At 65.9% G+C, this 22,551-nt stretch carries 15 protein-coding genes; 11 read left to right on the top strand and 4 right to left on the bottom strand.

All coding sequences use genetic code 11. The features are described 5' to 3' along the window. Nucleotides 1-101 precede the first annotated feature (101 nt). From IEV87_RS11970 to IEV87_RS11955, 4 genes are read left to right on the top strand one after another with little or no spacing between them, the layout of a single operon-like run. A complete protein-coding gene (locus tag IEV87_RS11970; protein ID WP_188477902.1) occupies nucleotides 102-3,422 on the top strand; it encodes a c-type cytochrome in 3,321 nt (1,106 codons plus the stop codon). Between the two features lie 9 nt (nucleotides 3,423-3,431). After that, nucleotides 3,432-5,711: a caspase family protein gene (locus IEV87_RS11965; protein WP_188477901.1), complete on the top strand. Its 2,280-nt coding sequence runs from the start codon at nucleotides 3,432-3,434 to the stop codon at nucleotides 5,709-5,711. A 34-nt stretch (nucleotides 5,712-5,745) separates the two neighbouring features. Further along, a complete protein-coding gene (locus IEV87_RS11960; protein WP_188477900.1) occupies nucleotides 5,746-8,322 on the top strand; it encodes a caspase family protein in 2,577 nt (858 codons plus the stop codon). A gap of 20 nt (nucleotides 8,323-8,342) precedes the next feature. Beyond that, nucleotides 8,343-9,650 carry a hypothetical protein gene (locus IEV87_RS11955; RefSeq protein ID WP_188477899.1) on the top strand — a complete coding sequence of 436 codons (1,308 nt, stop codon included), beginning with the start codon at nucleotides 8,343-8,345 and terminating at the stop codon, nucleotides 9,648-9,650. Between the two features lie 137 nt (nucleotides 9,651-9,787). Here IEV87_RS11955 and IEV87_RS11950 read toward each other — a convergent pair whose 3' ends face one another. Next, nucleotides 9,788-11,020 carry a ferredoxin reductase family protein gene (locus IEV87_RS11950; RefSeq protein WP_188477898.1) on the bottom strand — a complete coding sequence of 411 codons (1,233 nt, stop codon included), beginning with the start codon at nucleotides 11,018-11,020 and terminating at the stop codon, nucleotides 9,788-9,790. A 168-nt stretch (nucleotides 11,021-11,188) separates the two neighbouring features. Here IEV87_RS11950 and IEV87_RS11945 point away from each other — a divergent pair, with 168 nt between their 5' ends. Beyond that, nucleotides 11,189-11,650 carry an SRPBCC domain-containing protein gene (locus tag IEV87_RS11945; protein ID WP_188477897.1) on the top strand — a complete coding sequence of 154 codons (462 nt, stop codon included), beginning with the start codon at nucleotides 11,189-11,191 and terminating at the stop codon, nucleotides 11,648-11,650. A gap of 25 nt (nucleotides 11,651-11,675) precedes the next feature. Here the strand turns inward: IEV87_RS11945 and IEV87_RS11940 are convergent, their stop codons facing one another. Next, complete coding sequence (locus IEV87_RS11940) at nucleotides 11,676-12,371, bottom strand: isochorismatase family protein (RefSeq protein WP_229737545.1); 696 nt, start codon at nucleotides 12,369-12,371, stop codon at nucleotides 11,676-11,678. Then, the gene (locus tag IEV87_RS11935; protein ID WP_188477896.1) at nucleotides 12,355-13,659 is read right to left on the bottom strand and encodes a M24 family metallopeptidase; all 1,305 of its coding nucleotides are present in this window, start codon (nucleotides 13,657-13,659) and stop codon (nucleotides 12,355-12,357) included. Before IEV87_RS11935 ends, IEV87_RS11940 begins: the two co-directional genes overlap by 17 nt. 221 nt (nucleotides 13,660-13,880) lie before the next feature. Between IEV87_RS11935 and IEV87_RS11930 the strand changes: the two genes are divergently transcribed. The 6 genes from IEV87_RS11930 (at nucleotide 13,881) to urtE (ending at nucleotide 21,357) form a co-directional block, all read left to right on the top strand. Then, entirely contained in the window at nucleotides 13,881-14,810 is a 930-nt protein-coding gene (locus IEV87_RS11930; RefSeq protein ID WP_188477895.1) for an alpha/beta hydrolase, read from the top strand. A 365-nt stretch (nucleotides 14,811-15,175) separates the two neighbouring features. After that, nucleotides 15,176-16,435, top strand: coding sequence for an urea ABC transporter substrate-binding protein (urtA, locus tag IEV87_RS11925; RefSeq protein ID WP_229737627.1), 1,260 nt, complete (start codon nucleotides 15,176-15,178; stop codon nucleotides 16,433-16,435). 83 nt (nucleotides 16,436-16,518) lie between these two features. After that, nucleotides 16,519-18,477, top strand: a complete 1,959-nt coding sequence (urtB, locus tag IEV87_RS11920; RefSeq protein WP_188477893.1) for an urea ABC transporter permease subunit UrtB — start codon at nucleotides 16,519-16,521, stop codon at nucleotides 18,475-18,477. 214 nt (nucleotides 18,478-18,691) lie between these two features. Then, a complete protein-coding gene (urtC, locus tag IEV87_RS11915; protein WP_188477892.1) occupies nucleotides 18,692-19,918 on the top strand; it encodes an urea ABC transporter permease subunit UrtC in 1,227 nt (408 codons plus the stop codon). After that, nucleotides 19,918-20,658, top strand: a complete 741-nt coding sequence (gene urtD, locus IEV87_RS11910) for an urea ABC transporter ATP-binding protein UrtD (RefSeq protein WP_188477891.1) — start codon at nucleotides 19,918-19,920, stop codon at nucleotides 20,656-20,658. The genes urtC and urtD overlap by 1 nt, the downstream gene beginning before the upstream one ends. A 3-nt stretch (nucleotides 20,659-20,661) precedes the next feature. Continuing rightward, nucleotides 20,662-21,357, top strand: a complete 696-nt coding sequence (urtE, locus tag IEV87_RS11905; protein ID WP_188477890.1) for an urea ABC transporter ATP-binding subunit UrtE — start codon at nucleotides 20,662-20,664, stop codon at nucleotides 21,355-21,357. Nucleotides 21,358-21,989: 632 nt separating this feature from the next. On the opposite strand, the gene IEV87_RS11900 is transcribed toward urtE, so the two are convergent. Continuing rightward, nucleotides 21,990-22,538 (bottom strand): VPLPA-CTERM sorting domain-containing protein, encoded by a 549-nt coding sequence (locus tag IEV87_RS11900; RefSeq protein WP_188477889.1) that lies wholly within the window; start codon nucleotides 22,536-22,538, stop codon nucleotides 21,990-21,992. Nucleotides 22,539-22,551: the final 13 nt, after the last annotated feature.

The raw sequence follows: 22,551 nt of genomic DNA, 5'->3' as shown, positions 1-22,551 counted from the left end.
AATCGGACGGATTGTCCGTACCTGCCTGGCAACGGGCTGATTATTCTTGCGTGAAAGACCCAACTTCAGGAGGATACCCGGAAAAAGACGACGGATTGATTATGACATTCCTGCTCAGGCTGGCCGCGCTGGCGGCATTTTCGTTTGTTTCGCCAGTTTCCGTTTCCCCCGCACGCGCCCAGGTCTTCGACGACAGCAGCTTTGCCACCTACGCGCCGGACCTCGCGCGGGGCGAACGGCTGTTCCACGTCGGCGCCTGCGCCTCTTGCCATCAGGAAACCGGCGCGGCGCTGGACCCGTCCGCCCCCCTGCTCGGCGGCGGGATGGAGATCGACAGCCCGACCTACGGCACCGTCCGCGTCCCCAACATCACCGGCTCAGCCGCCGGGATCGGGGAATGGAGCAGGGGCGACTTCCTGAACGCCATGCTGCACGGCGTTTCGCCGGACGGCGGACAGTACATGCCGTTGTTTCCCTATGAATTTTACGCCGGGATGAAGCCCGAGCACGCTGTGGACCTGTTCGAATACATCAAGCAGACCGCCCCCAGGTCCGACCGCGCGTCGGAGCCGCATTCCATGCTGCTGACCCGCCGCATCTTCGGAAAGAACCCCTGGCGGTTCTCCTTCGAACCGGCGACCTACAGCGGCGCGGGGGACAATGAACGCGACGCCCTGGCCTGGGGCAAGTACCTGACCGACTCCGTCGCCGCCTGCGGGGCCTGCCACACGCCGCGGAATTCCGCCTTCATCCTGCAGTCCGACCAGGTGCACCGGGGCGGGATTTCCCCCATGGGAGAGGTCGCCGGGGACATTTCCCGCGACACGATCTCCCCCCTCGGGCTGGATGGGTTCCACGCCGCCATGGCCGCCGGAACCGGGCTGGACGGCAGCACGAAGCTGCAGGGCACCATGGCCGCCGTCGCCGCGCAGCTGGCCGCCGCCGATGAGACCGACCGGACCTCGATCTACCAGTACCTCGCCGACCTGAAGGAGCTGCCCAGGACGGTGGTCGAGATGACCTGCGAGGCACCGCGCTCCCCCGTCTCCGAACCCGCGCCGGAGCTGACGGCGGCGGTGGACGGCTTCTTCGCGGCGCAGTGCAAGTCCTGCCATGTGCGCGGGGCCTCGGCTGCATCGAAGGCGGTGCTTGCCTCGGCCTCCCGCGTGGCGTCGGATTCCTCTCTGGTGATGCCGGGGGACCCTGCGGCCTCCGCGCTGTACCGGTCGCTTTCGACCATGCCGCCGGGCAATGCGGCCTCGGACTCCGACCGCAAGCTGGTAGAGGATTGGATCGCCGGCCTCGCTGTCGACAAGGCCTTCCTGACGGCGGAAAAGATCGACCCGCCGCGCGACGACAGCCGCATGTTCATGGACATCGCCGCGCAGAACCGGGCAATCCAGGAGCACCTCGTGTCGCTTGACGACCGCGACCGGCCCTTCACGCGCTACTTCACCTTCCGCCACCTCCAGAACGGCCAGCTGCCCTGCCAGTCGATGCAGGATTTCGAGGAACAGCACCTTGCGGGCTATGTCGCCGGTCTGAACAAGCTGGTGAACTCCCTCTCGTGGGAACCGAAGGTCAAACAGGTCGAACCGATTGCCGAGGGCATGGCCATCTATGCGATCGACATCCGCGACTATGGCTGGACCACCCGCCAGTGGGAGGCGCTGATCGGCGGCCGGATCCCCGGCCTGAAAGAGGCGCAGCCCTATCCCTACGGGATGGATCCCTTCGGTGCGGGGCGGGACGAGAACCTGAATCAGGTGGCGCAAATCACCGGCACCTCGGTCCCGGTGATGCGGGGTGACTGGTTCGTCGCGGTGGTGGGTGAACCGTTCTATTACAAGTTCATGCTGAACCTTCCCGACACGGCGCAGGAGTTCGAACACACGCTCCTCAGGCTCGACCGGCCCGGCGCGATCATGCGTCGCGACGTGCTGCGTGCCGGGTTTCTCGAGGGCGGTTCGGGCGTCAGTCAGAACAACCGCCTGATCGAGCGGATCGAACAGCCGACGGGCGGCTACTACTGGGTCTCCTACGACTTCGACCGCGCCGTATCCGCCGACCGGAGGCTGAAGGAACGTCCCCTTGGCCCGCACGAGGCATTCCCCGCCTCGCAGAAGGTCTTCGAGTCCGACGGGGGGGAGATGATCTTTTCCCTGCCGAACGGGATGCAGGGCTACTTCCTGACCGACGGTCCGGGTCATTTCATCCCCGACGGCCCGACATCGGTCGTGTTCTTCAAGGGCGAAAGCCCGGTCTCGGGCGCGACCATCTCCAACGGGTCGGCCTGCATGACCTGCCACGTCAATGGCCCGATCGAAGGCTATGACCAGATCCGCGCCGCGGTAGAGAACCAGGGCACAGACCGCGTGACCATGGAGGCGATGCGCGAACTCTACGCCAGCGACGATACCCTGCGCGCCGCCTATGCGGAGGATACCAACCGCTATCTCGACGCCCTCGCGGCCTCGGGCGGGGATTATTCGCTGCCGGACGGACCGGGGCGCTATCACCACGAACCCGTCACCAACACCATCGCGAAGTATTTCGACGAACTGGACAAGGACCTGCTGGCCGCCGAATTCGGCCTGACCTTCGATGAGCTTCAGGAAAAAGCGAAGTCGCTTCCCTTCTCTCCGGCCAAGGACCGGTTGCAATCTTGGTTCGCGGATATAGAGGGGCGCGGTCTGGTCGAACGCTACGAGGTCGAGGAAAGCTATCAGTTGATCGCGGCCGCGCTGTTCCTGACGACTCCGCGCCCGATGATCGGGTCGACCGTTCCGGCTACCGCTTCTTATACGCCCACCCATGTCGCGGCGCTGCCCTATACCTCCTCTGCCCCCGTCCCGGCTGCGGCAGAGGTCCATGCCGCGCCCCGCACGCTGGACGTGCCGCCCGGTGCCGCCGCCCCGCAGCGCCACGGCCTGACAGTGCGGGTGGAAAATCCGCACCTGAAGGTCTGTGAGGGCGCGCGCTTCACCGTGCAGACCGACCGCGCCTGCCTGCTGGACGTGATCTATCCGGATACGCGGGCCGGTACCTTCTTCCGGCTCTCGCCCGCCGCCATCGGCAACCCGGTCCTGCAACCCGGCGAGACACGCCAGATCCCGCAGCCGGGCCGCGAACTGCAGTCCCACACCCCGACTGTCGGCGTGGACATCGCGATCAACTGCTACCCCGGTCTGACCGATTATTCGCAGCTTGGCACCGATCTGCTGAAGACGCTTGAGGACTACAGCAAAGGCCGGACCAAGAATTTCTCCGAAGTCGTTTCGGACGTGACAGAGCAGACCTTCGCCCGGAACGAGACCCCGACACAGGCCGCCACCGGCACGCAGGCCCCGGTGACCGCCACTGTCCGCTTTTCGATAACCGAGGACGCCTCGCGGCTCGATTCGAACGGACAGTGCAGATGAGGTAAGCCGATGATCCGCCTGCGCCCGACCCTGACCACCCTTGCCCTTCTGGCCCTGACCGGACCCGTCGCGGCGCAGGAGCGGCTGTTCAAGAACTTCTCCGAAGTGCAGGTGACGGGCGCGGTCACGACGGCGGCGAGTGCGCAGTCCCATGCGCTCATCATCACCAATTCCGACTACAGCCACCCCGGCATCACCGACCTGCCGGTGACCGCCAACGATGCGCAGGCGGTGCGGCGGCTGTTCACCGGGATGGGCTATCCGGAAACCAACATCGCGCTGATCGAGAACGCTCCGAAAGAGGACCTCAAGCGGGCGATCTTCGACTTCACCGCGCGGCTCGATACCGAAAGCACGGTGGTCATCTATTATTCAGGCCATGGCATCAGCTTTCAGGGTGACAGCCGCAATTACATCGTGCCCGTCGACCTCGACCCCGAGGTGACAGGCGGAGCGAAACAGCTGCGCGAACGGATGTTCAAGGACCGCGCGGTCAACTTCAATGACGATGTTCTGGGAACGATCAAGCTGGCCGGACCCAAGGGCGTCGTGGTCTTCTATGACGCCTGCCGCAACTCTCCGGTGGCGGGCGACGATGCGACCAAGGCCGTCGGGACGGAGGCGAGCTTTGTCCCCGCCAAGATCCAGGGCACCGCGATGTTCTATTCGGCCCGCGCCGGGGAAACCTCTCTCGCCGCGCTGGACGGGGAGGCGGACGCGAACCTGTCGGTCTACACCCGCGTGCTGGTGTCCAAGCTGGCAGAGAACCCGACGATGCGGCTGTCGGATCTGCACGCGGTGGTCCAGTCCGACGTGTCGCGGCTGGCGCGGGAACGGGCCGGGGGGCACCGCCAGCAGCCAGTCTTCGAGGACGAGCTGGACTATTCCCGCTCCGACCACAACGAATTTTGTCTTGCCACGGTCGACGTTGACGGCACCGCCCGCTGCACCGGCCGGGATGAAATCCTGCGCGCGGACCTCGGCGTATCCGTGCAGCCCGTCGCGATCACCGACACCGGCGCCGTGCCCGGCACCGCCGGGGTCGTTGCGGGTGGCAAGGCGGACACTGAACGGCTGTACTGGGACAGCGTCAAGGACAGCGACGACCCGCGCGAGGTGCAAAGCTATCTCGACCTCTACCCGCAGGGCTTCTTCGCCCCGATCGCGCGCCTGAGGATCGGCAAGATGGCCGAAGCCGCCGCCGCAGAACAGGCCGCCCGGGACCAGACCGCCGCGGAGGCCGCCTTCTGGAATTCCGTCAAGGACATGGACGACGCGGAGATGGTCCGGCTGTACATCCGGCAATACCCCGACGGCCAGTTCCGCCCGCTGGCGGAGGCCCGCATCGCCCAGCTTGAAACCGCCGCCGTCAGTGCGCAGCAGGCCGCCGCCGTGCAGGCCTATTCCGCCGCGCAGTCGACCGACACGCAGGCCGCCTACCAGACCTACCTGATGCAGCATCCGGCGGGTGAGTTCGCCTCGGCCGCCCGTCAGCACCTGTCGCGGATGCAGGCGCTATACCAGCCAAGCTGGTGCCGGGGTGCGGCGGCGCTGAACGCGACAGAGCGTGCGATCTGCGACAACTATGAACTCGGCAGGCTCGACCAGCAGCTGAACGAGGCCTTCGTGACCGCCCGGGCCCGCGGACGCACCGACAATGCGGATCAGGCGGGATGGCGGACCGGGCAGCGCGACGCCTGCGGGGCGAACCCCGCCTGCGTGGCACAGGTCACCGCCGCCCGCGTCGCCTGGCTGCAGAACGCGGGTTTTGCCGCGCCGCAGGTCCCGTCCTCCCGCTATCCTGCCTGCGCGCGCGCCGACGGGCCGTGGCAGGTGCAGGGCGTGTCCACCGGCGACTGGCTGAACGTGCGGGCCTCCGGCAGCGGGTCGGCCAAGGCGGTCGGTGCGCTGGCTTTCAACGACACCGGCGTCACGGTGCATGGCTGCCAGAATGACGGCTGGTGCCGGATCAGCCACGGCTGCGTCACGGGCTGGGCCTTCGGGCAGTACCTAGGCCGCGGCGGCACCCGGCAGGCCGCGACCTTTACCGGCAGCTACCACGTCACCGACCACCCGATGACGGAGATGTTGAACGTGCGCGCCGGACCCGGTACGGACTTTGCCGTCGTGGGTGAACTGGCCCCGGACGCCACGGCGGTGGAGGTCGGCGACTGCCAGAAGGTGAAGGGGTGGAAGCTGCGCTGGTGCACCGTCCGCCATGCCTCCGGCGCGGCAGGATGGGCCTATGGCCAGTACCTTGCAAATCAATGGGGCCAGAAACCGCAGTGACCCCCGGAAGACCGACGACCCGAAGGAAGACCAGATGACCGCGATCCGATCCCTTGCCACCGCCGCCCTTGTCGCGCTCACCCTGCTGGCGTCCGGCCTGACCGCCCCGACCGCGGCTCAGGACGTGCTGTTCAAGAATTTTTCCGAAGTGCAGGTGACCGGCCCGATCGCGCGCGAGCTGAGCGGAGAGAACCACGCGCTCATCATCTACAACGCCGACTACGAAAACGACGGCATCACCGACCTGCCTGTCACCGCCAACGACGCCATGGCGGTTCAGAAACTGTTCGAGGGGATGGGCTACCCCTCTGAAAACATCAAGGTCATCGCCAACGGCGACAAGGATACGCTCGAGGAACAGGTGCTGTTCTTCGCCTCCACCCTGACGCGCGACAGTTCGGTCGTGATCTACTACTCCGGCCACGGCATCAGCTTCGACGACGATCCGTCGAACTACATCGTTCCGGTGGACATGGACCCGCAGGTGTCCGCCCCGAACGCGCAGGCGAAGGAACTGCTGTTCAAGCGCCGGTCGGTCAACTTCAACAAGGACATCCTCGGCGTCATCAAGACCGCCGGACCCAAGGGCGTGGTGGTCTTTTACGACGCCTGCCGCAACTCTCCGGTGGCGACGGGGGATGGGACCAAGTCAGTCGGGCGCAACGACAGCTTTGTCCCGGCCAAGATCGAGGGCACGGCGATGTTCTATTCCGCCTCCACCGGGCAGACATCGCTCGCCACCCTTGGACCGCAGGACGAGGTGCAGCTGTCGCTCTACACCCGGGTGCTGGTCAGCCAGCTGTCGAAGAATCCCTCCATCCGCCTGTCCGACCTGCATTCTCAGGTGCAGGGGGAAGTCACGACGCTCGCCCGCACCCGCGCCGGGGGACATAGCCAGAAACCGGTCTACGAGGACAAGCTCGACTACTCCAACTCCGAGAACAAGGAATTCTGCCTCGCCTCCGTCATCATTGGCGGCCAGGCCCGTTGCACCGGGCGCGAGGGGCTGCAGCCCGAAACCGGTGGCGGCGCGGCGGTGGCCGAGGGCTTCTGCGAGAACGCGCCGGTCCAGGGCACGCTGGCATCCGCCACCGATCTCAGCCAGCTGCGCCGCGATCGCGACACCTATTTCCGCTGCCCCGCGCTGCGCACCGCCATCGACGCCCGCATCGCCACCCTGAACTGGGACAGCACGCAGGCCGCCGACAGCTGCGACGCCTACCGCAGCTACCTGCGCAATTTCCCCGGATCGATCCACGCCGCAACCGCCCAGATGAAGGAGGCCGAGGCCTGCAAGGTCCTCTCCCCCGCCGAACTGGCCCACCACATCGGCATCTGCGAAAGCGTCTACCGTCAGCTCAGCTTCGGCAACACCAACATCCCCGCCGGCGACCTCGCCGCTGCGACGGAAAGCTGCAAGGCGGCGTCCAACGCGCGGCCTACGGATTACGAACTGGGGTTCAAGCGGGCCGAGCTGCTGCTGGCCACCGGTCAGGACGAGGACTGGCAACAGGCGGTCGAACTTCTGTCGAACGCCGCGATTTCCGACTACCCCAAGGCCGCGATCCGTCTGGGCGACTACTACTCCAGCGACAACGCGGGCTTCCTGACCCGCGACCTCAACCAGGCGCTGACCTGGTACGAGCGCGCGACCAAGATGAACACCATCTCGGCCCCCGACATGGTGTCGAGCCTGTACCGCGTCGCCGGGCTTTATAACGAACTCGGCTCGCCGCATCTGGCGACGGATGCCTACCGCCGGATCGTGCAGATCGACCGCAGCCCCGCCGACCTGATGGAGCATGCCCGCACCCTGCCTGAAGGCCAGCAGGGCCGTGTCCAGCCCGACGACATCTACGACCTTGTCTTCACCAAGTGGAACGACGGCGAAACCGCCTTCCAGATCGGCGAGGCCTGGGAAGGCGGCGCGCATGGCGTCCCCAATGCCCTGAAGGCGCAGCAGTGGTTCGAACGGGCGCAGAAGCTGGGCTATGCCCCGGCGGCGGCCCGGCTGACCGGTGCCAGCACGGGCGGGGCGGCACCTGTCGCGGCAGCCGGCGGGGCGGATACCTACGACCTGCTGCTGTCCTGCATCGACCAGGCGGAACGCCAACTGTCCCCGCGCCGCCGCCTCGACGAGAGCGAGGTCTGCCTGACCGGCTACCTGGGCCGCGCCTCCATGGAGGATCCGGGCCGCGCCGACGCGGAGGAATACCTTGCCGACATCCGCGCCGAACTTGCCGGTTACGGCGGGTCGGACACCGCAGCCCCCGCCGTGATGGCCACGCCCGCGCCGCAGGGACACCCGGCGGCGCGTTACAACGGCAGCTTCAAGGGCTGGCGCGGGTACACCGACGCGGGCCGGCGCTCTCCGTCGCGCGAATGCCTCAGGACCTACAGCTTCACCGCCGAGATCACCGACGGAACGATCCGCTTCTGGTCCGACGGGCGCACCTTTACCGGTACGGTGGATGCGGGCGGAATCGTGAGCATCGACCGCACCGGGCTGAGCCCCCGCTCAAAGACGCCCTTCACCATCGAAGGCCCGCTGACCGAGGCGCGGATGTATTCCGGCTATTGCGGCAACGGCTATTTCCGGCTGCAGCTCTGACCGGCCCGAGGACGAAGACCATGACCCCAAGACCCTTTCCCGCGGCCCTGGCCCTGATCCTGCTGGCCGCGCCGGTTGCCGCCCAGACCTCTCCTGGCCTGTTCGGCGCAACCCCCCGGCCCGCGGAATCGGCGGGGCAGGGATCGGCCGCGGCCAGCCTGTTTCCGCAGGGCGACCTGGACGCGGCGGCGGGCATCGCCGTCGGCATCGAGGCCCCGTCGCCCGCGCCGGACCCCGCGCCAGTGGCCGAACGTGCACCCGAACCCGCACCCGAACCCGCACCCGTCATCGCCGCCGTCCCGGCGCCCGCGACCGCACCGGAAACGCCGGTGACAGAGGACGCCACGCCCGAGGCCGCCGAACAGACTGCGACCGTCACGGAACCTCAGGCCGGAACCGGGGGCACGGAGCCCGCCCCTGAGCAGGCGGAACGGACCACCCTCGCCTCTGCCGAACTCCTGCCCGTCCTGCGTCCGCGCCAGCGCCCCGAGGCCCTGACCCTCGCCCCCGAGGAGGTGGCCGCCAACTGCCTCGACCCGAACGGCGTCGGCGACCAGGACGTCGCGCGCAACGCCCGCAGCTTTGCCGCCGACCCGTCGCTCTGCGTGACCGAGGAACTGGTGTCGGAGAACGGCGTCAGCTGGAAACTGACCGTCATCTCCAACACCCGCCACAAGCGCGGGCCGGTCTGGGCGATCCTGCATGACAACGAGGATTCCGCCTTCGACGCCGGGCTCTATTCCGTGTCGCGATACGGCGGCAAGATGGTCGCGCTGGAAACCGGAGAGGGCCGCAGCTTCCGCTCCCAGGACCCGAACCGCAACTTCGGCGCCACCCGCTCCATCACGGCCCCCTGCCGCGACATGACCGCCAAGCCCGCCCCGGCCTTTACCGAGGCGCTGAACCTCCACTTCTCCCGCCGCTATCCGGTGCTGACGATGCATTCCAACGAGAACGGCCATGTCGGCAACGGCGGGCGCGGACACATCTCGGCCGCGCGCTCCTCCGCGACCATGAAGGGAATCATGGCCTCCAACCCGCAGGGCGGGCTTTCGGACGAGGACAACGCCGTGCTGACCGCCGGGCTGAAACCCTTCGAGGCTGACGCGAAGGCGCAGAAGCTGGCCGGCTATCTGGGCGCGCGTGGCATCAACATGATCTACGAACACGTCCGGCCGGAGAGGAACGACTGCTCCTTCTCCTTCCACGTGAAGCTCAACGGCCTTGGCGATTACTACAACATCGAGGTGGAGCATGGCCGGGTTGCCGAACAGAAGGCCATCCTTGATGTGCTGATGGCCTATCTCGGCGTGAAGCCGGTGCGCTGACAGCCCGGCGGCGCGGGGGTGGCGCCTGCGGGAGCCTCCGGCGGGGATATTTTGGGCAAAGTGAAAGGGCGGGGCGGTCCGCGTGTCGGTGGTCGTCCGGTCCGGCTAGGGCGTAGGGCGGGCTTCGGCCCGCCGCATCAGAATTCGAAATATTCGAAATGCAGTTTTCGGCCGAACTGCTTCTTCAGCATGTCCCGCAGCACCGGCGGCCCGCAGAACAGCACCGCCTTGAGGTCGGGACCCGGGGTGACGCCGGGCCAGCGCCCTTTCTCCGCCGAGGGGTGCAGGGTGAAGCGGAAGTTGTCGACACGGGCGGCGGCGGCCTCGAACTCCTCCAGCGCGACTGCCTCTTCGGCGGTCTTGACGAGGTAGACCATCTCCACCTTTCCCCTGATCTGGTCAGGCATAGAACGTACGAAGGACAGGAAGGGCGTGATACCGATCCCGGCGGCGACCCAGACCTGCCGCCCTTCGCGATCGGGGTAACGGAAATCGCCATAGGGGCCCTCGACCACCAGGGTATCCCCTTCCTTTAGGTCGGCATGAAGGCGTTTCGTGTAATCGCCGAGGCCCTTGATGTTGAACTGAACCACGCCGTCCCGGTCCTCTCCACCCGAGATGGTGAAGGGGTGCGCCTCGCGCAGGCCCGGTTTCCTGGCCCGGATGAAGGCGAACTGCCCGGCGCGGTGGCGGATGCCCTTGCCCCTGGGATGCGCGCGGATGCCGGTGACGCCCTGATCGCGGGTCACGGTTTCGACCACATAGGCCTTCGTGCGCATCATCCGAAGCACCCAGCCCAAAAGGTAGAGCAGAAAGCAGGCCGCACCGATCAGGCCGAGAATTTCCGCCATCTGCTGATAGACCGCGGGCATCTTGCGGTTCTGCATCAGGTGGAAGAAGGCGAGCCACCACGCGATGAGCAGCAGGTAATGCGACCATTTCCACCACTGGTAGGGAATGCGCCAGCCGCGGAAGGTCCAGCGCCTCACGATGGAAAAGACGCCGAGTATCGCCAGCGTGTTGAACGCGATCTCACCGGCTTCGATGGCGGATTTGCAGAGATCGTCGCAGGCCGCCAGGAACTGCGGGAAAGAGGGCGGGGACAGCCAGTGTGCCACAGCGGCGGCCAGGGCGAGGTAGCCGAACTGCCGGTGCTGCAGGAACATCTTGTCCATGCCGCCGAACAGTCGTTCCACCGGGCGCAGCCGCGCGCCGAGCAGCAGGTTCAGCGACATGGCGGAGAAGGCCAGCATCCCGGCATAGATCGCACCGACCGTCGGCAGGTCCTCGCGCGGGTTGGAAACCAGCAGCATCAGGAAGACCGCGACCATCAGCGCGATCTGCGGCAACCAGCGCCGGAATGTGGCCATCACTCTCTCCTGTCCGTCCCGTCCGGGGTCGCCGCCCCGCTCCGCACGTCAGCCTATGGGGCGGACAGGAATGAGGCAATCGCGACGGGATGCGGAATTGCGGGAACCGCGGGGGGTGTTGCGCGTTGACCGCCAGACCTGGGGCGAGACTTTGGGGAGAGTCCGAGAATGATCCACGCCATGCCTGTTTCCGTTGCGCGCGTCAGCCTGCCGATCCGGCGTCCGCGCCGCGAGGTATTCCTGGCTTTCACCGACCCCGACATGCTGAGCCGCTTCTGGCCGCACTGCGCCGGCACCGAACCGCTGGAGCAGGGTACCGTCACCGAGTGGCGGATGCATGAGACCGCCGATCCCGTGACCGTCGAATGCGCGGAGATGATCCCTGACCGTCTGATCCGCCTGTCCCTGTCCAACGGCGTGAAGATCATGCTTACACTGGACCGTTTCGAGGAGGGCGGCACGGTGGTACATTATTTCCAGTGCGGTTTCGGCCCCGGCGACCGCGGGTCGGAGATGGCAATGGCATCGGGTGCGGCGGCACTGATGCTGTCCGACCTCAAGGCGCTGCTGGAACGTGGCGCGGCGACAGGCGCCCATGCCGACAGCCTGCGCCTGCCTTCTGCCGCCTGATCCGACCGTCTGGCCGGGGCCCTTGTCAGAGCGTCCCGAATACCGCCCCGATATCCGCCGCCCTGAACCGCAACGGGGTTGAACCGGTCAGCCGCCAGACCGTCTCCTCCGCCCCGCCGAGGAGGGCCACAGCCGTCGCCGTGTCGCAGACCGCCCCGCCGTAGAGCCGGTTCGCGAGGTTGATGACGGCGGTCTGCGACATCTCTTCCGTGCCCGACCCGACGGCGTCCTTGACCAGCAGCACCCGGATGCCGCGCGCCACGGCATCGCGGATGGTGGCGGCGACACAGGCTTCTGCCCAGACTCCGCATATGACCAGCCACTCGGGACCGCTCAGCATCGGCGGAAAGGCGGCTTCGGAAAAACAGGACAGGTCGTTTTTCCAGAGCACATCCTCGCCCGGCAGCGGCGCGACCTCCGGACAGATCGCGACGTCCGGATTGTCGGGGTCGGAAAACGCCGGCTCCCCGTCGGGACCGAGCGGTTCGAACGGGCGCGGCGGTGCGACGGAGAAGTCGCGCCGGAACCCCGCGTGGCAGACCCTGACCCCGTTCGCCCGCGCTGCCCCGATCACGGCTGCCGCGTTCGCCAGCACCCTGTCGTAGCCGTGGACGAGGTAACGCGGATCCCGCCGGTGCTCCTCCTGCAGGTCGATCGGCAGGACGACGGTCCCGGCAAGGGGGAGGGAGAAGGGAACGTGGAACTCAGATTTCGCCGTCAAGGAAATCTTCCTCGTAGGGGAAGCGCGACAGCAGCTTGATCCCGGTCTCGGTGATGAGGACCTCGTCCTCCAGCTTCACGCCCTCCGCGCCACCTTCCTCGCCGATGTAGCTTTCGATGGACAGGCACATGCCGGGTTCGATCACGCCGATCCGGCCATAGGTGTTGTAATCCATCATATGCGCGATGAACGGTGTTTCCCCATGCATGCCCACACCGTGCATGACCGAGGTGTAACGGCGCGCGACATATTTCTCGGGGATCTTCCAGGCCGCCTCGGCCACCTCGCGGAAGGTCATGCCGGGCTTGAGAATCGACATGTTGTGCTGCACCTGTTCCCAGGCCATGCGGTAGAGCGTCTTCTGTTCCTTCGTCGGCTTGCCCGGTCCGCAGCGGAAGGTGCGCGAGAAGTCGGAATAGTATCCGAAGCAGCCGATGGTGTCGGTATCCAGCGCCACCAGTTCACCCGGCCGGATCTTGCGGCCGGAGGTTTCCTGGAACCACGGGTTCGTGCGCTGGCCGGAGGTAACGAGACGGGTCTCGATGAACTCCCCGCCCTGGCGGATGACCTCGCCATACATCACCGCGAACAGCTCATTTTCCGAAATCCCCGGCCTGATCGCCTCGCGCACCGCCGAAACCGCGGCCTCCGCTCCGGCCATGGAGGCGACGAGGCACTTCACCTCTTCCTCCGTCTTGACCGCACGCACCTTGGTCAGGATGTCGCCCGCGACGTCGCGCACCTCCACCCCGGCCTGTTCCAGCATCAGCGCCTGGATGTGCGAGCAGCGGTCCATGCCCAGCTTCATGGAACCCTGACCGTGCTCCTTCAATACCTCCGCCACCTCGTTGGCGAAGGGCGACGACGTCTCCTCGTCCGCGCCGGAGACCGACGACCAGACGATCTTGGACGGACGGATTTCGTCCACCATCTCTGTGTCCGAGGTGTGGTAGCTCTGCGGGTAGTCGAACAGGATCACCGGGCCTTCGACCGGGATAAAGAAGTACCGGGTGGAGTTGCGCAGGAAATACCCGAACATGTTGCGTGTCCCGGTGGCGTAACGCTGGTTGTAGGGGTCGAACAGCAGCACGCCGCCGAACCCGTCCTTCCGCATCCACGCCCGCAGCCGGTCCATCCGTTCGCGGCAGAGCTTGCGGACGTCGATGAACGAGGGCTCCGTATCGGACAGCCACATGCCCGCCTCCGGATCGCCCGCCGCCGGGTGACGCATGCGGTCGCGCCAGTCGACATCGGAGGTGGAGTCGGGATCGAAAACGACGATACTCATGGCAAAAGCTCCTTGCCGATCGGAAAAACCTGTCGAGTCAGTACCGGATCCTGCGCCCCGATCCAGCGCATTTTGCGACAGCGGGAGGCATGGAATCGTCCTCTGCCGGGTTTCGCCCAATCACGCGGCGCTCGGGCGGTGTCAGGAGCCTCAAGCGCGGGGATTGACGCCGCACGCCGCCGGATCGACTGTCCCGCCTGTCAAAGGGGAGGGGCCCGATCATGGAATTCCACGTGGATCCGACGCTGGCGGAGGGCCTGAAGGCGGCCCGCGTCGGTGACATCGATGCCGCGCTCGTGCCGCTGATCCGGGCCGATGAGCCCCGTCTCTACCTGCCGATCGCGCGGGTCAGGGGCGTAAGAATGCAGGAGGTGACGGGTCCGGGCTTGCCCCGGATGCTGGTCTACACGCCAACCCGCGGAAAGGGCGCGCGGCCGGCCATCCTTCATTCCCACGGCGGCGGCTACATGTTCGGCCGTCCCGAGGCGAGCCATCGCCGCAACGCCATGCTGTGCCGTTCGCTTGGCGCCGTTGTGGTCAGCGTGGATTACCGCAAGGCCCCTGAGAATCCCTATCCCGCCGCGCTGGACGACATGCGCGCCGCATGGGGCTGGCTGCTGGCCAGCGCAGGTTCGCACGGGATCGATACCGCTCGCATCGCGCTGATCGGCGAAAGCGCGGGAGGCGGTCTGGCGGCGGCGCTGGCACTGGCGCTGCGGGACGAAAGCGCGGTGCAGCCGGTCTTTCAGGCGCTGATCTACCCGATGATCGACGACCGCACCGCCACCACCCGTCCCTGGACCGGCCCGCGCCCCCATGTCTGGACGGACCGCAGCAACGCCTTCGCCTGGCGCAGCTACCTGGGCCGCGAACCGGGTGGAGACGACGTGCCCCCGCTGGCCGCCCCCGCCCGCGCCACTGACCTGTCCGGCCTGCCGCCGACGTGGATCGGCACGGGCGACATCGACCTCTTCGCAGCCGAGAACCTGGCCTACGCCAGCCGTCTGATCGGTGCCGTCGTGCCCTGCGAAGTCATGGTGCTGCCCGGCGCTTATCACGCCTTCCAGCGTCAGGCGCCGGACAGCCCGGTCACGAAGCGGTTCGAATCTGCCTATGCTGAGGCGTTGCGCACCGCGCTCAGCCGCGCCTAACCACCTCCCGGCACCCCTTGAAACCGGCGTTTGCCGGCCGAACCGCGACGTGACGCAAGGTAACTGAGCGCAAATATCAGGCATTTGGGTCGCTTGATGCTGCGAAATTGGGCAGTTGCCCCGATTAACGCGTGCTCACGCACCACCTGCACACAGCAGCGTTCCCAATCGAACGGCGTTTGGTTTTCGTGGTCGCGCGCCCCGAGGGGCGGAGGACAGGTCCGGATTGCGGGGCCGGGAAATTTCCCGCCAGCGGCCCGGACAACAACAAACAGGTGGCCCGCGCCGGAAGATCAGGCCGTTTTTCCGACGGCCGGCCGGGCACCGACAGAGGGGAACAATTCATGTCGCAATTTCTGAAAACCATGCTGGGCGCTGCCGCGGGAACGCTGCTGCTCGGCTCCACGGCCATTGCGCAGGACACGATCAAGGTCGGCGTCCTGCATTCGCTCTCCGGGACGATGGCGATCTCGGAAACCACGCTCAAGGACACCATGCTGATGCTCATCGAGGAGCAGAACAAGAAGGGCGGTGTCCTGGGCAAGCAGCTTGAAGCCGTCGTCGTCGACCCGGCCTCCGACTGGCCGCTCTTTGCGGAAAAGGCGCGCGAACTGCTGACCGTGTCCAATGTCGACGTCATGTTCGGCTGCTGGACATCGGTGTCGCGCAAATCCGTCCTGCCGGTGATCGAGGAACTGAACGGCCTGCTGTTCTATCCGGTGCAGTACGAGGGCGAAGAATCCTCCAAGAACGTCTTTTACACCGGCGCCGCCCCGAACCAGCAGGCGATCCCGGCGACCGACTATTTCCTCGACGAACTCGGGGTCGAAAAGTTCGCCCTGCTCGGCACCGACTACGTCTACCCGCGCACCACGAACAACATCCTGGAATCCTACCTGAAATCCAAGGGTGTCGCGGCTGAGGACATCTTCGTCAACTACACCCCCTTCGGTCATTCCGACTGGTCCAAGATCGTGGCTGACGTCGTCGCGCTTGGCGCGGACGGCAAGAAGGTCGGCGTGATCTCCACCATCAACGGCGACGCCAACATCGGCTTCTACAAGGAACTCGCCGCCGCCGGCATCTCTGCCGACGACATCCCCGTGGTCGCATTCTCCGTGGGTGAGGAAGAGCTCTCCGGCCTCGACACCTCCAATCTCGTCGGGCACCTGGCCGCCTGGAACTACTTCCAGTCCGCCGACAGCGAAGCCAACGGCGAATTCATCGCCCAGTGGAAAGCCTTCGCCGGTGAGAACCGCGTGACCAACGACCCGATGGAAGCTCATTACATCGGCTTCAACATGTGGGTGAACGCGGTCGAAGCGGCCGGCACCACCGATGTCGATGCCGTGTCCGCCGCGATGATCGGCCAGAAGTTCCCGAACCTGACGGGCGGCGAGGCCGAGATGCTGGCGAACCACCACCTGACCAAGCCGGTGCTGATTGGCGAGATCAAGGCGGACGGCCAGTTCGACATCATCTCGCAGACCGACCCGGTTCCGGGCGACGCATGGACCGACTTCCTGCCGGAATCCGCAGTGCTGGAGTCCGACTGGAAAGACCTTGGCTGCGGCATGTACAACACTTCGACCAAGACCTGCGTGCAGATGAAGTCGAACTACTGATCAACTGACGGACAGTGAAAGACCGGCCGTGGCGGGTGCGCCCGCCACGGCCGAAGACGCCCCACCCAGGACTCCCGGCCCCAATGCACATTCGTCTTATCCCGGCCCTTCTGCTGTCGCTGGTGCTTGGCCTGCCCGTCCTTGCGCAGGACGCCGACGCCCCGATCCAGCAACTGCTGCAGGAGCAGTCGGAGCTGATCGTCCAGAGCTCCCGCCGCACCATCGAACCCGCCATCGCCGCGATCCGCGACAGCGACCTGCCCGAAGCGCAGCGTGTGCTGGAACAGTGGGTCGCCCGCGACATGTGGGTCCGCAAGTCCGATGGAATCTTCGTCTACGCCACCAAGGCCGGATCGGGCAGCCTGACGATTTCCGACTTCGCCACCGGGGAGCCGGTCGGAGAGGCCCCCTCCGCCGATTTCGACCAGATCAAGCCGAACTCCGGCATCCAGGCGCTGATCTCCTCCGCGCTTGTGAAGTTCCAGCTGAACTCAGAGGACCGCGCCACCCGCATCGGTGCGCTCGACGCCCTGTCGCGCAACGGCAATGCCAGCCACCTGCCGGTGCTGCGCGAAAGCATCGACACCGAAAAAGACGTCGCGATCAAGCTGCGCAAGCAGCGCATCGAACGCCTGCTGACGATCGCATACGGGGAGACCCCGGCCGACAGGATCGAGGCGATGGAGGCGGTGCGCGGCGACCTTGGCGTCGACGTGCGCGCCGCGCTGAACCCGATCCTCGCCACCACCCGCCGCGCCGCCGCGACCCTGCCGGCCGACATGAACATCGCGCGCGAACTGAAACCGGGTCGCGACCTGACGGAGGCCGAGGCTTACGACCTTCTTGTCTCCGCCAGCCTCGCCCCCGCCCGGCTGACCGACGATGTGCAGCGCCAGACCCTTCAGGACAACATCGCCGACGGCATGGTCGGCGGCGTCCCAGTGGCCGATCTGAACACGATGGCAGAGCGCAACCGCGCCTACGAAAACCTCGTCACCGCCGGACTCGCCCAGCCCGCCGCAACGTCGGAGGAGGTGGCAGAGGCGCTCGACACCCACGCCTTCTTCGAAACCTACGCCGAACCCGACGCCGAGGTGACGGAGGCCGCCGCCGACACGCTGGCCTCGATCGAACTGAAGCTGGCGACCAACCAGTTCCTCGACCTCTCTCTCGATGCGCTGTCGCTGGCCTCGATCTACTTCCTCGCCGCCATCGGGCTCGCCATCACCTTCGGGGTCATGGGTGTCATCAACATGGCCCATGGCGAATTCATCATGATGGGTGCCTACACCGGTTACGTCGTTCAGCAGGTCGTGCCGAACTATACCCTGTCGATCATCCTCGCCATCCCGCTGGCCTTCGCCGTCACCTTCGCCGCCGGCGTCGCGATGGAGCGGCTGGTGATCCGCTGGCTCTACTCCCGCCCGCTGGAAACCCTGCTGGCCACCTTCGGCATCTCGATCGCGCTGCAACAGTTGGCAAAGAACATCTTCGGCACGCAGGCGCGGCCGCTGACGTCTCCGGCCTGGCTGGACGGGCAGTGGCAGATCAACGACATCGTCGGGATCTCCAACATCCGCATCGCGATCTTCGTCCTCGCCCTGATCTTCCTCGGATTCTTCATCTTCCTGATGAAGAAGACCCGGCTTGGCCTGGAAACCCGCGCGGTCACGCAGAACCCCAAGATGGCGGCCTCCATGGGCATCAACCCCGACCGCGTGAACATGCTGACCTTCGGGCTCGGCTCCGGCATCGCGGGGATCGCCGGGGTGGCCATCGGGCTCTACGCCAAGGTGACGTCCGAACTTGGCGCGGACTACATCGTCCAAAGCTTCATGACCGTGGTCGTCGGCGGTGTCGGCAACATCTGGGGCACGCTGCTTGGCGCGACGATGATCGGCTTCCTGCAGAAGGGAATCGAGTGGTTCAACCCATCCAACACGCTCGCGGCGCAGACCTACATGATCATCTTCATCATCATCTTCATCCAGTTCCGCCCAAGGGGCATCATCGCCCTGCGCGGACGTGCGGCAGGGGACTGACCATGTATCGTGTGCCCGTCCTCAGCCCGTTAACCCCCTTCCTTTCCCTCCCCCTGCCGGGGGGAGGGAAGCGACCCGGCCCGACGCCCGCCAACCTCACGGCCGTTAGGGCTGACTGGCGTGTCGCCCGCCATCCCGCGCCTCCCTCTCCCCGCGGGGGAGAGGGCCGGGGTGAGGGGGCCTATCCGCACCGCCGGACAGCGGAGGTCCCCGCATGAGCCGCCCCTTCATCCTGCGCAACCCGTCGATCCTGATCTTTCTCGCCTGCCTCGCCGCATTCACCCTCGCGGTGACGCTGATGTCGGAAGCCTTCGGCGCCGACATGATCTCCACCTCCTTTGTGAAGACGCTCGGAAAGACGCTCTGCCTCTGCCTCGTCGCGCTGGCGATGGACCTGGTCTGGGGCTACTGCGGTATTCTCTCCCTCGGGCATTTCGCCTTCTTCGGGCTGGGCGGCTACATGATCGGGATGTGGCTGATGTATGCCCGCACCGAGATCATCGTCGCCTCCTCGATGGCCAACGCCGCCATCCCGCCGACCGATCAGGAGGTCGTCAACGCCATCGGCACCCAGATCTTCGGCGTCGTCGGATCGTCGGAATTCCCGCCGATCTGGTACTTCGCCTCCTCTCTCCCGGCGCAGCTTCTGCTGGTGGTGCTGGTGCCCGGGCTGCTGGCCCTGGTCTTCGGCTGGCTGGCCTTCCGGTCCCGCGTGACCGGCGTCTACCTGTCGATCCTGACCCAGGCGATGACACTGGCCCTGTCGCTCTACCTGTTCCAGAACGAAAGCGGATTGCGCGGCAACAACGGCCTGTCGGGCCTGCAGAACCTGCCCGGAGTCTCAGCGTCGCAGGCGGTGGTTTCGATCTGGTTCCTCTGGGCCTCCGCCCTCGCGCTCGGGGTCGGATACGTGCTCTGCGCCTGGGTCGTCTCGGGCAAGTTCGGCTCGGTCATCCGCGGCATTCGCGACGACGAGGCGCGGGTACGCTTCCTCGGCTACTCCGTCGAGGGCTACAAGCTCTTCATCTTCACCTTCACCGCGATCATCGCCGCCATTGCCGGGGCGCTCTACTACCCGCAGGCGGGCATCATCAACCCCGGTGAGGTTGCGCCGATCGCCTCGATCTACCTCGCCGTCTGGGTCGCCATCGGCGGGCGGGGCAGGCTCTACGGGGCGGTCATCGGGGCGGCCGTGGTTTCCCTTGTTTCGACCTGGTTCACCGGCGGGCAGGTGCCCTCCATCAATCTCGGCTTCTACCGGATCGACTGGGTGGACTGGTGGCTCGTCCTGCTTGGTCTGTCCTTCGTTCTGGTCACGCTCTTCGCGCCCAAGGGGATCGGCGGTCTGTTCGACCTCGTCTCGGGCCGGTTCGCCCCGGACCGCCACGGCGCCGACTACGGCCCGGACAAGGGGTCGCTGATGGAAGAGGAGGGACGCTGATGGCCACGCTGCTCGAGGTTTCCGGCGTCTCCGTCACCTTCGACGGCTACCGCGCCATCCGCAATCTGTCCTTCCAGATCGGCGAGGCGGAGATGCGCGCGATCATCGGCCCGAACGGCGCGGGAAAGACCACCTTCATGGACATCGTGACCGGCAAGACGAAGCCTGACGAAGGGCGCGTCATCTGGGGCGAGAAATCCGTCAACCTGCTGAAGATGAACGAGGCGAAGATCGCCCAGGCCGGGATCGGCCGCAAGTTCCAGCGCCCCACGGTGTTCGAGGATCAGACCGTCTTCGCCAATCTCCTGATGGCGGTGAAGAACCCGCGCGGCTCCTTCGCCTGCCTGTTCTACAAGCCCACGTTCAAGGACCGTGGCCGCGTCGAACAGCTCGCCTCGGAAATCGGGCTGTCGGATGAGCTGGACCGAAAGTCCGGAGAGCTGTCGCACGGGCAGAAGCAGTGGCTGGAAATCGGCATGCTGCTGGCACAGGAACCGCGTCTTCTGCTGGTCGACGAACCCGCCGCCGGCATGACGCTGGCCGAACGCGAACACACGACCGACCTGCTGAAAGAGGCCGCCAAGACCCGCGCCGTCGTCGTTGTTGAGCATGACATGGAATTCGTGCGACGGCTGGAGTGCAAGGTAACGGTCCTGCACGAAGGGTCAGTCCTGGCCGAGGGCTCGCTGGACCACGTCACGGCCAATCCGCAGGTCATCGAAGTCTATCTGGGGCGGTGAAACATGCTTGATGTCAAAGGGTTGACCCTCCACTACGGACAAAGCCAGATCCTGCATGGCATCGACCTGTCCGCCGACAAGGGCAAGGTCACCTGCATCATGGGGACCAACGGGGTCGGCAAGACCTCCCTTCTCAAGGCGATCTCGGGCACACATCCCCGTTCGGGCGGCGACATGGCGCTGGATGGTGAGGATCTGGGCCGCATGCCCGCGCACCAGCTGGCCCATAAAGGCATCGGTTACGTGCCGCAGGGGCGGATGATCTTCCCGCTGCTGACAGTACTCGAGAACATGGAGACCGCCTACGCCTGCCTGCCGAAGTCCGAGCATCACATCCCGGACGAGATCTATGAGCTGTTCCCGATCCTGAAGGAATTCCTGCACCGCCGTGGCGGAGACCTCTCCGGCGGCCAGCAGCAGCAATTGGCCATCGCGCGGGCGATGCTGACCAAGCCCAAGCTTCTGCTGCTGGACGAACCGACGGAGGGCATCCAGCCCAACATCATCCAGCAGATTGGCCGGGTCATCGAATACCTGCGCGACCGGGGCGACATGGCGATCATCCTGGTGGAACAGTACTTCGAATTCGCCTACGGGCTGGCGGACAAGTTCTACGTGATGCGGCGCGGGGCGGTGACCGCCTCGGGGACCAAGGCTGATCTGACGAAGGATCAGCTCATGGCCGAAGTGTCAGTGTAATTCGTCGGATGCATTGGGCCGTGGCGGGAATTGGCTGCGCCTTGGAGTAATTTCATTGTGCCGTTTCGCTGACCACAAAGAACTACGTCATCCTCGGGTTTGACCCGAGGATCTCCCTGCGACCGGGGACCCTGGGTCAAACCCGAGGATGACGTATGCGGGCGATCCGGACTTTCGCAACTGGCAGTAAGGCTCGCACAAGAGATGCCCGTTACCGCCTGAGCGATGTGTCAAACGCGCCAGGCGTCAGCCAAGACCGACAAAGCTCAGAATGGCGATGACGATAACGACAAGTCCGACGATGTAGATGATGCGGTTCACGTGTACTATCCCTTCTATGTGTTCATGGGGGTGAACGCCTGAGACCGCGTTTCGGTTGCAGGTTACCGCCGCAGGGCCTCAGGCAAGGCCGACAAAGCTCAGCAGCGCAATGACCACGACCACGAGGCCGACGAGGTAGATGATGCTGTTCATGGTGTTCTCCGTTTGCTTGTTCACCGGACAAACGCCTCAGCGGGCCATCGGTTTCACGCTGTCGCGAACGGGGACACGGGGCATAGGCGCACCCCGTGGGGTCCGGGGCCGGCAGCCGGCCCCGGAAATCAGGCGTCTCGTGTCAGATGTTTCCGGGCTCAGCCCTGCCGGCGCCGGTGGAAGACGCCGAACGCGCCCAGGCCCGCCAGGATCAGCGGCGCGCTGGCGGGCAGCGGAACGGCAGGGGCGTATTCGACGATATACGCCTCAAGCATGGTGGCGCCCGGAACGTCGTTCCAGTACGGGTTCCACCAGCCTTCAAGGAAATGCTCGTTGCCGCCGCTGTTGTTCGGTTCCCCCGCGCCCCATGCGTTGAATGTGATGGCCTGTCCGGTCTCCGGTCCGGTCGCCCAGATCCAGTTGCCCTCCGTCGTGCCGTAATCGGTCGAGTCGGTCCCGCCGAGCCACGCCCGCATGTTGCCGGAGTTGAGCGCGACGATGAAATCCCATTCTTCCTGCGATGTCACGGTGGCCAGATATCCGCCGCGGGTCTCCGCTTCGGTCTTGGCGTAGTCCCACGTAACCGGAAGGCTCAGGACCAGTTCGTAGGAGTGGCCGTTACCGGAAAAGGTCACCGGGGCGGCGATGGCAGGGGCGGCAGGGGAAAGGGCAGCACAGGCTGCGAGTGGAGCCAGGAAAGCTTTCATATGAATAATCCTT

This window comes from Primorskyibacter flagellatus (assembly GCF_014638275.1).
GTDB lineage: Bacteria > Pseudomonadota > Alphaproteobacteria > Rhodobacterales > Rhodobacteraceae > Pseudooceanicola > Pseudooceanicola flagellatus_A.
The sequence above is the reverse complement of the archived record's forward strand: the minus strand, read 5'-3'. Positions and strand labels throughout refer to the sequence as shown.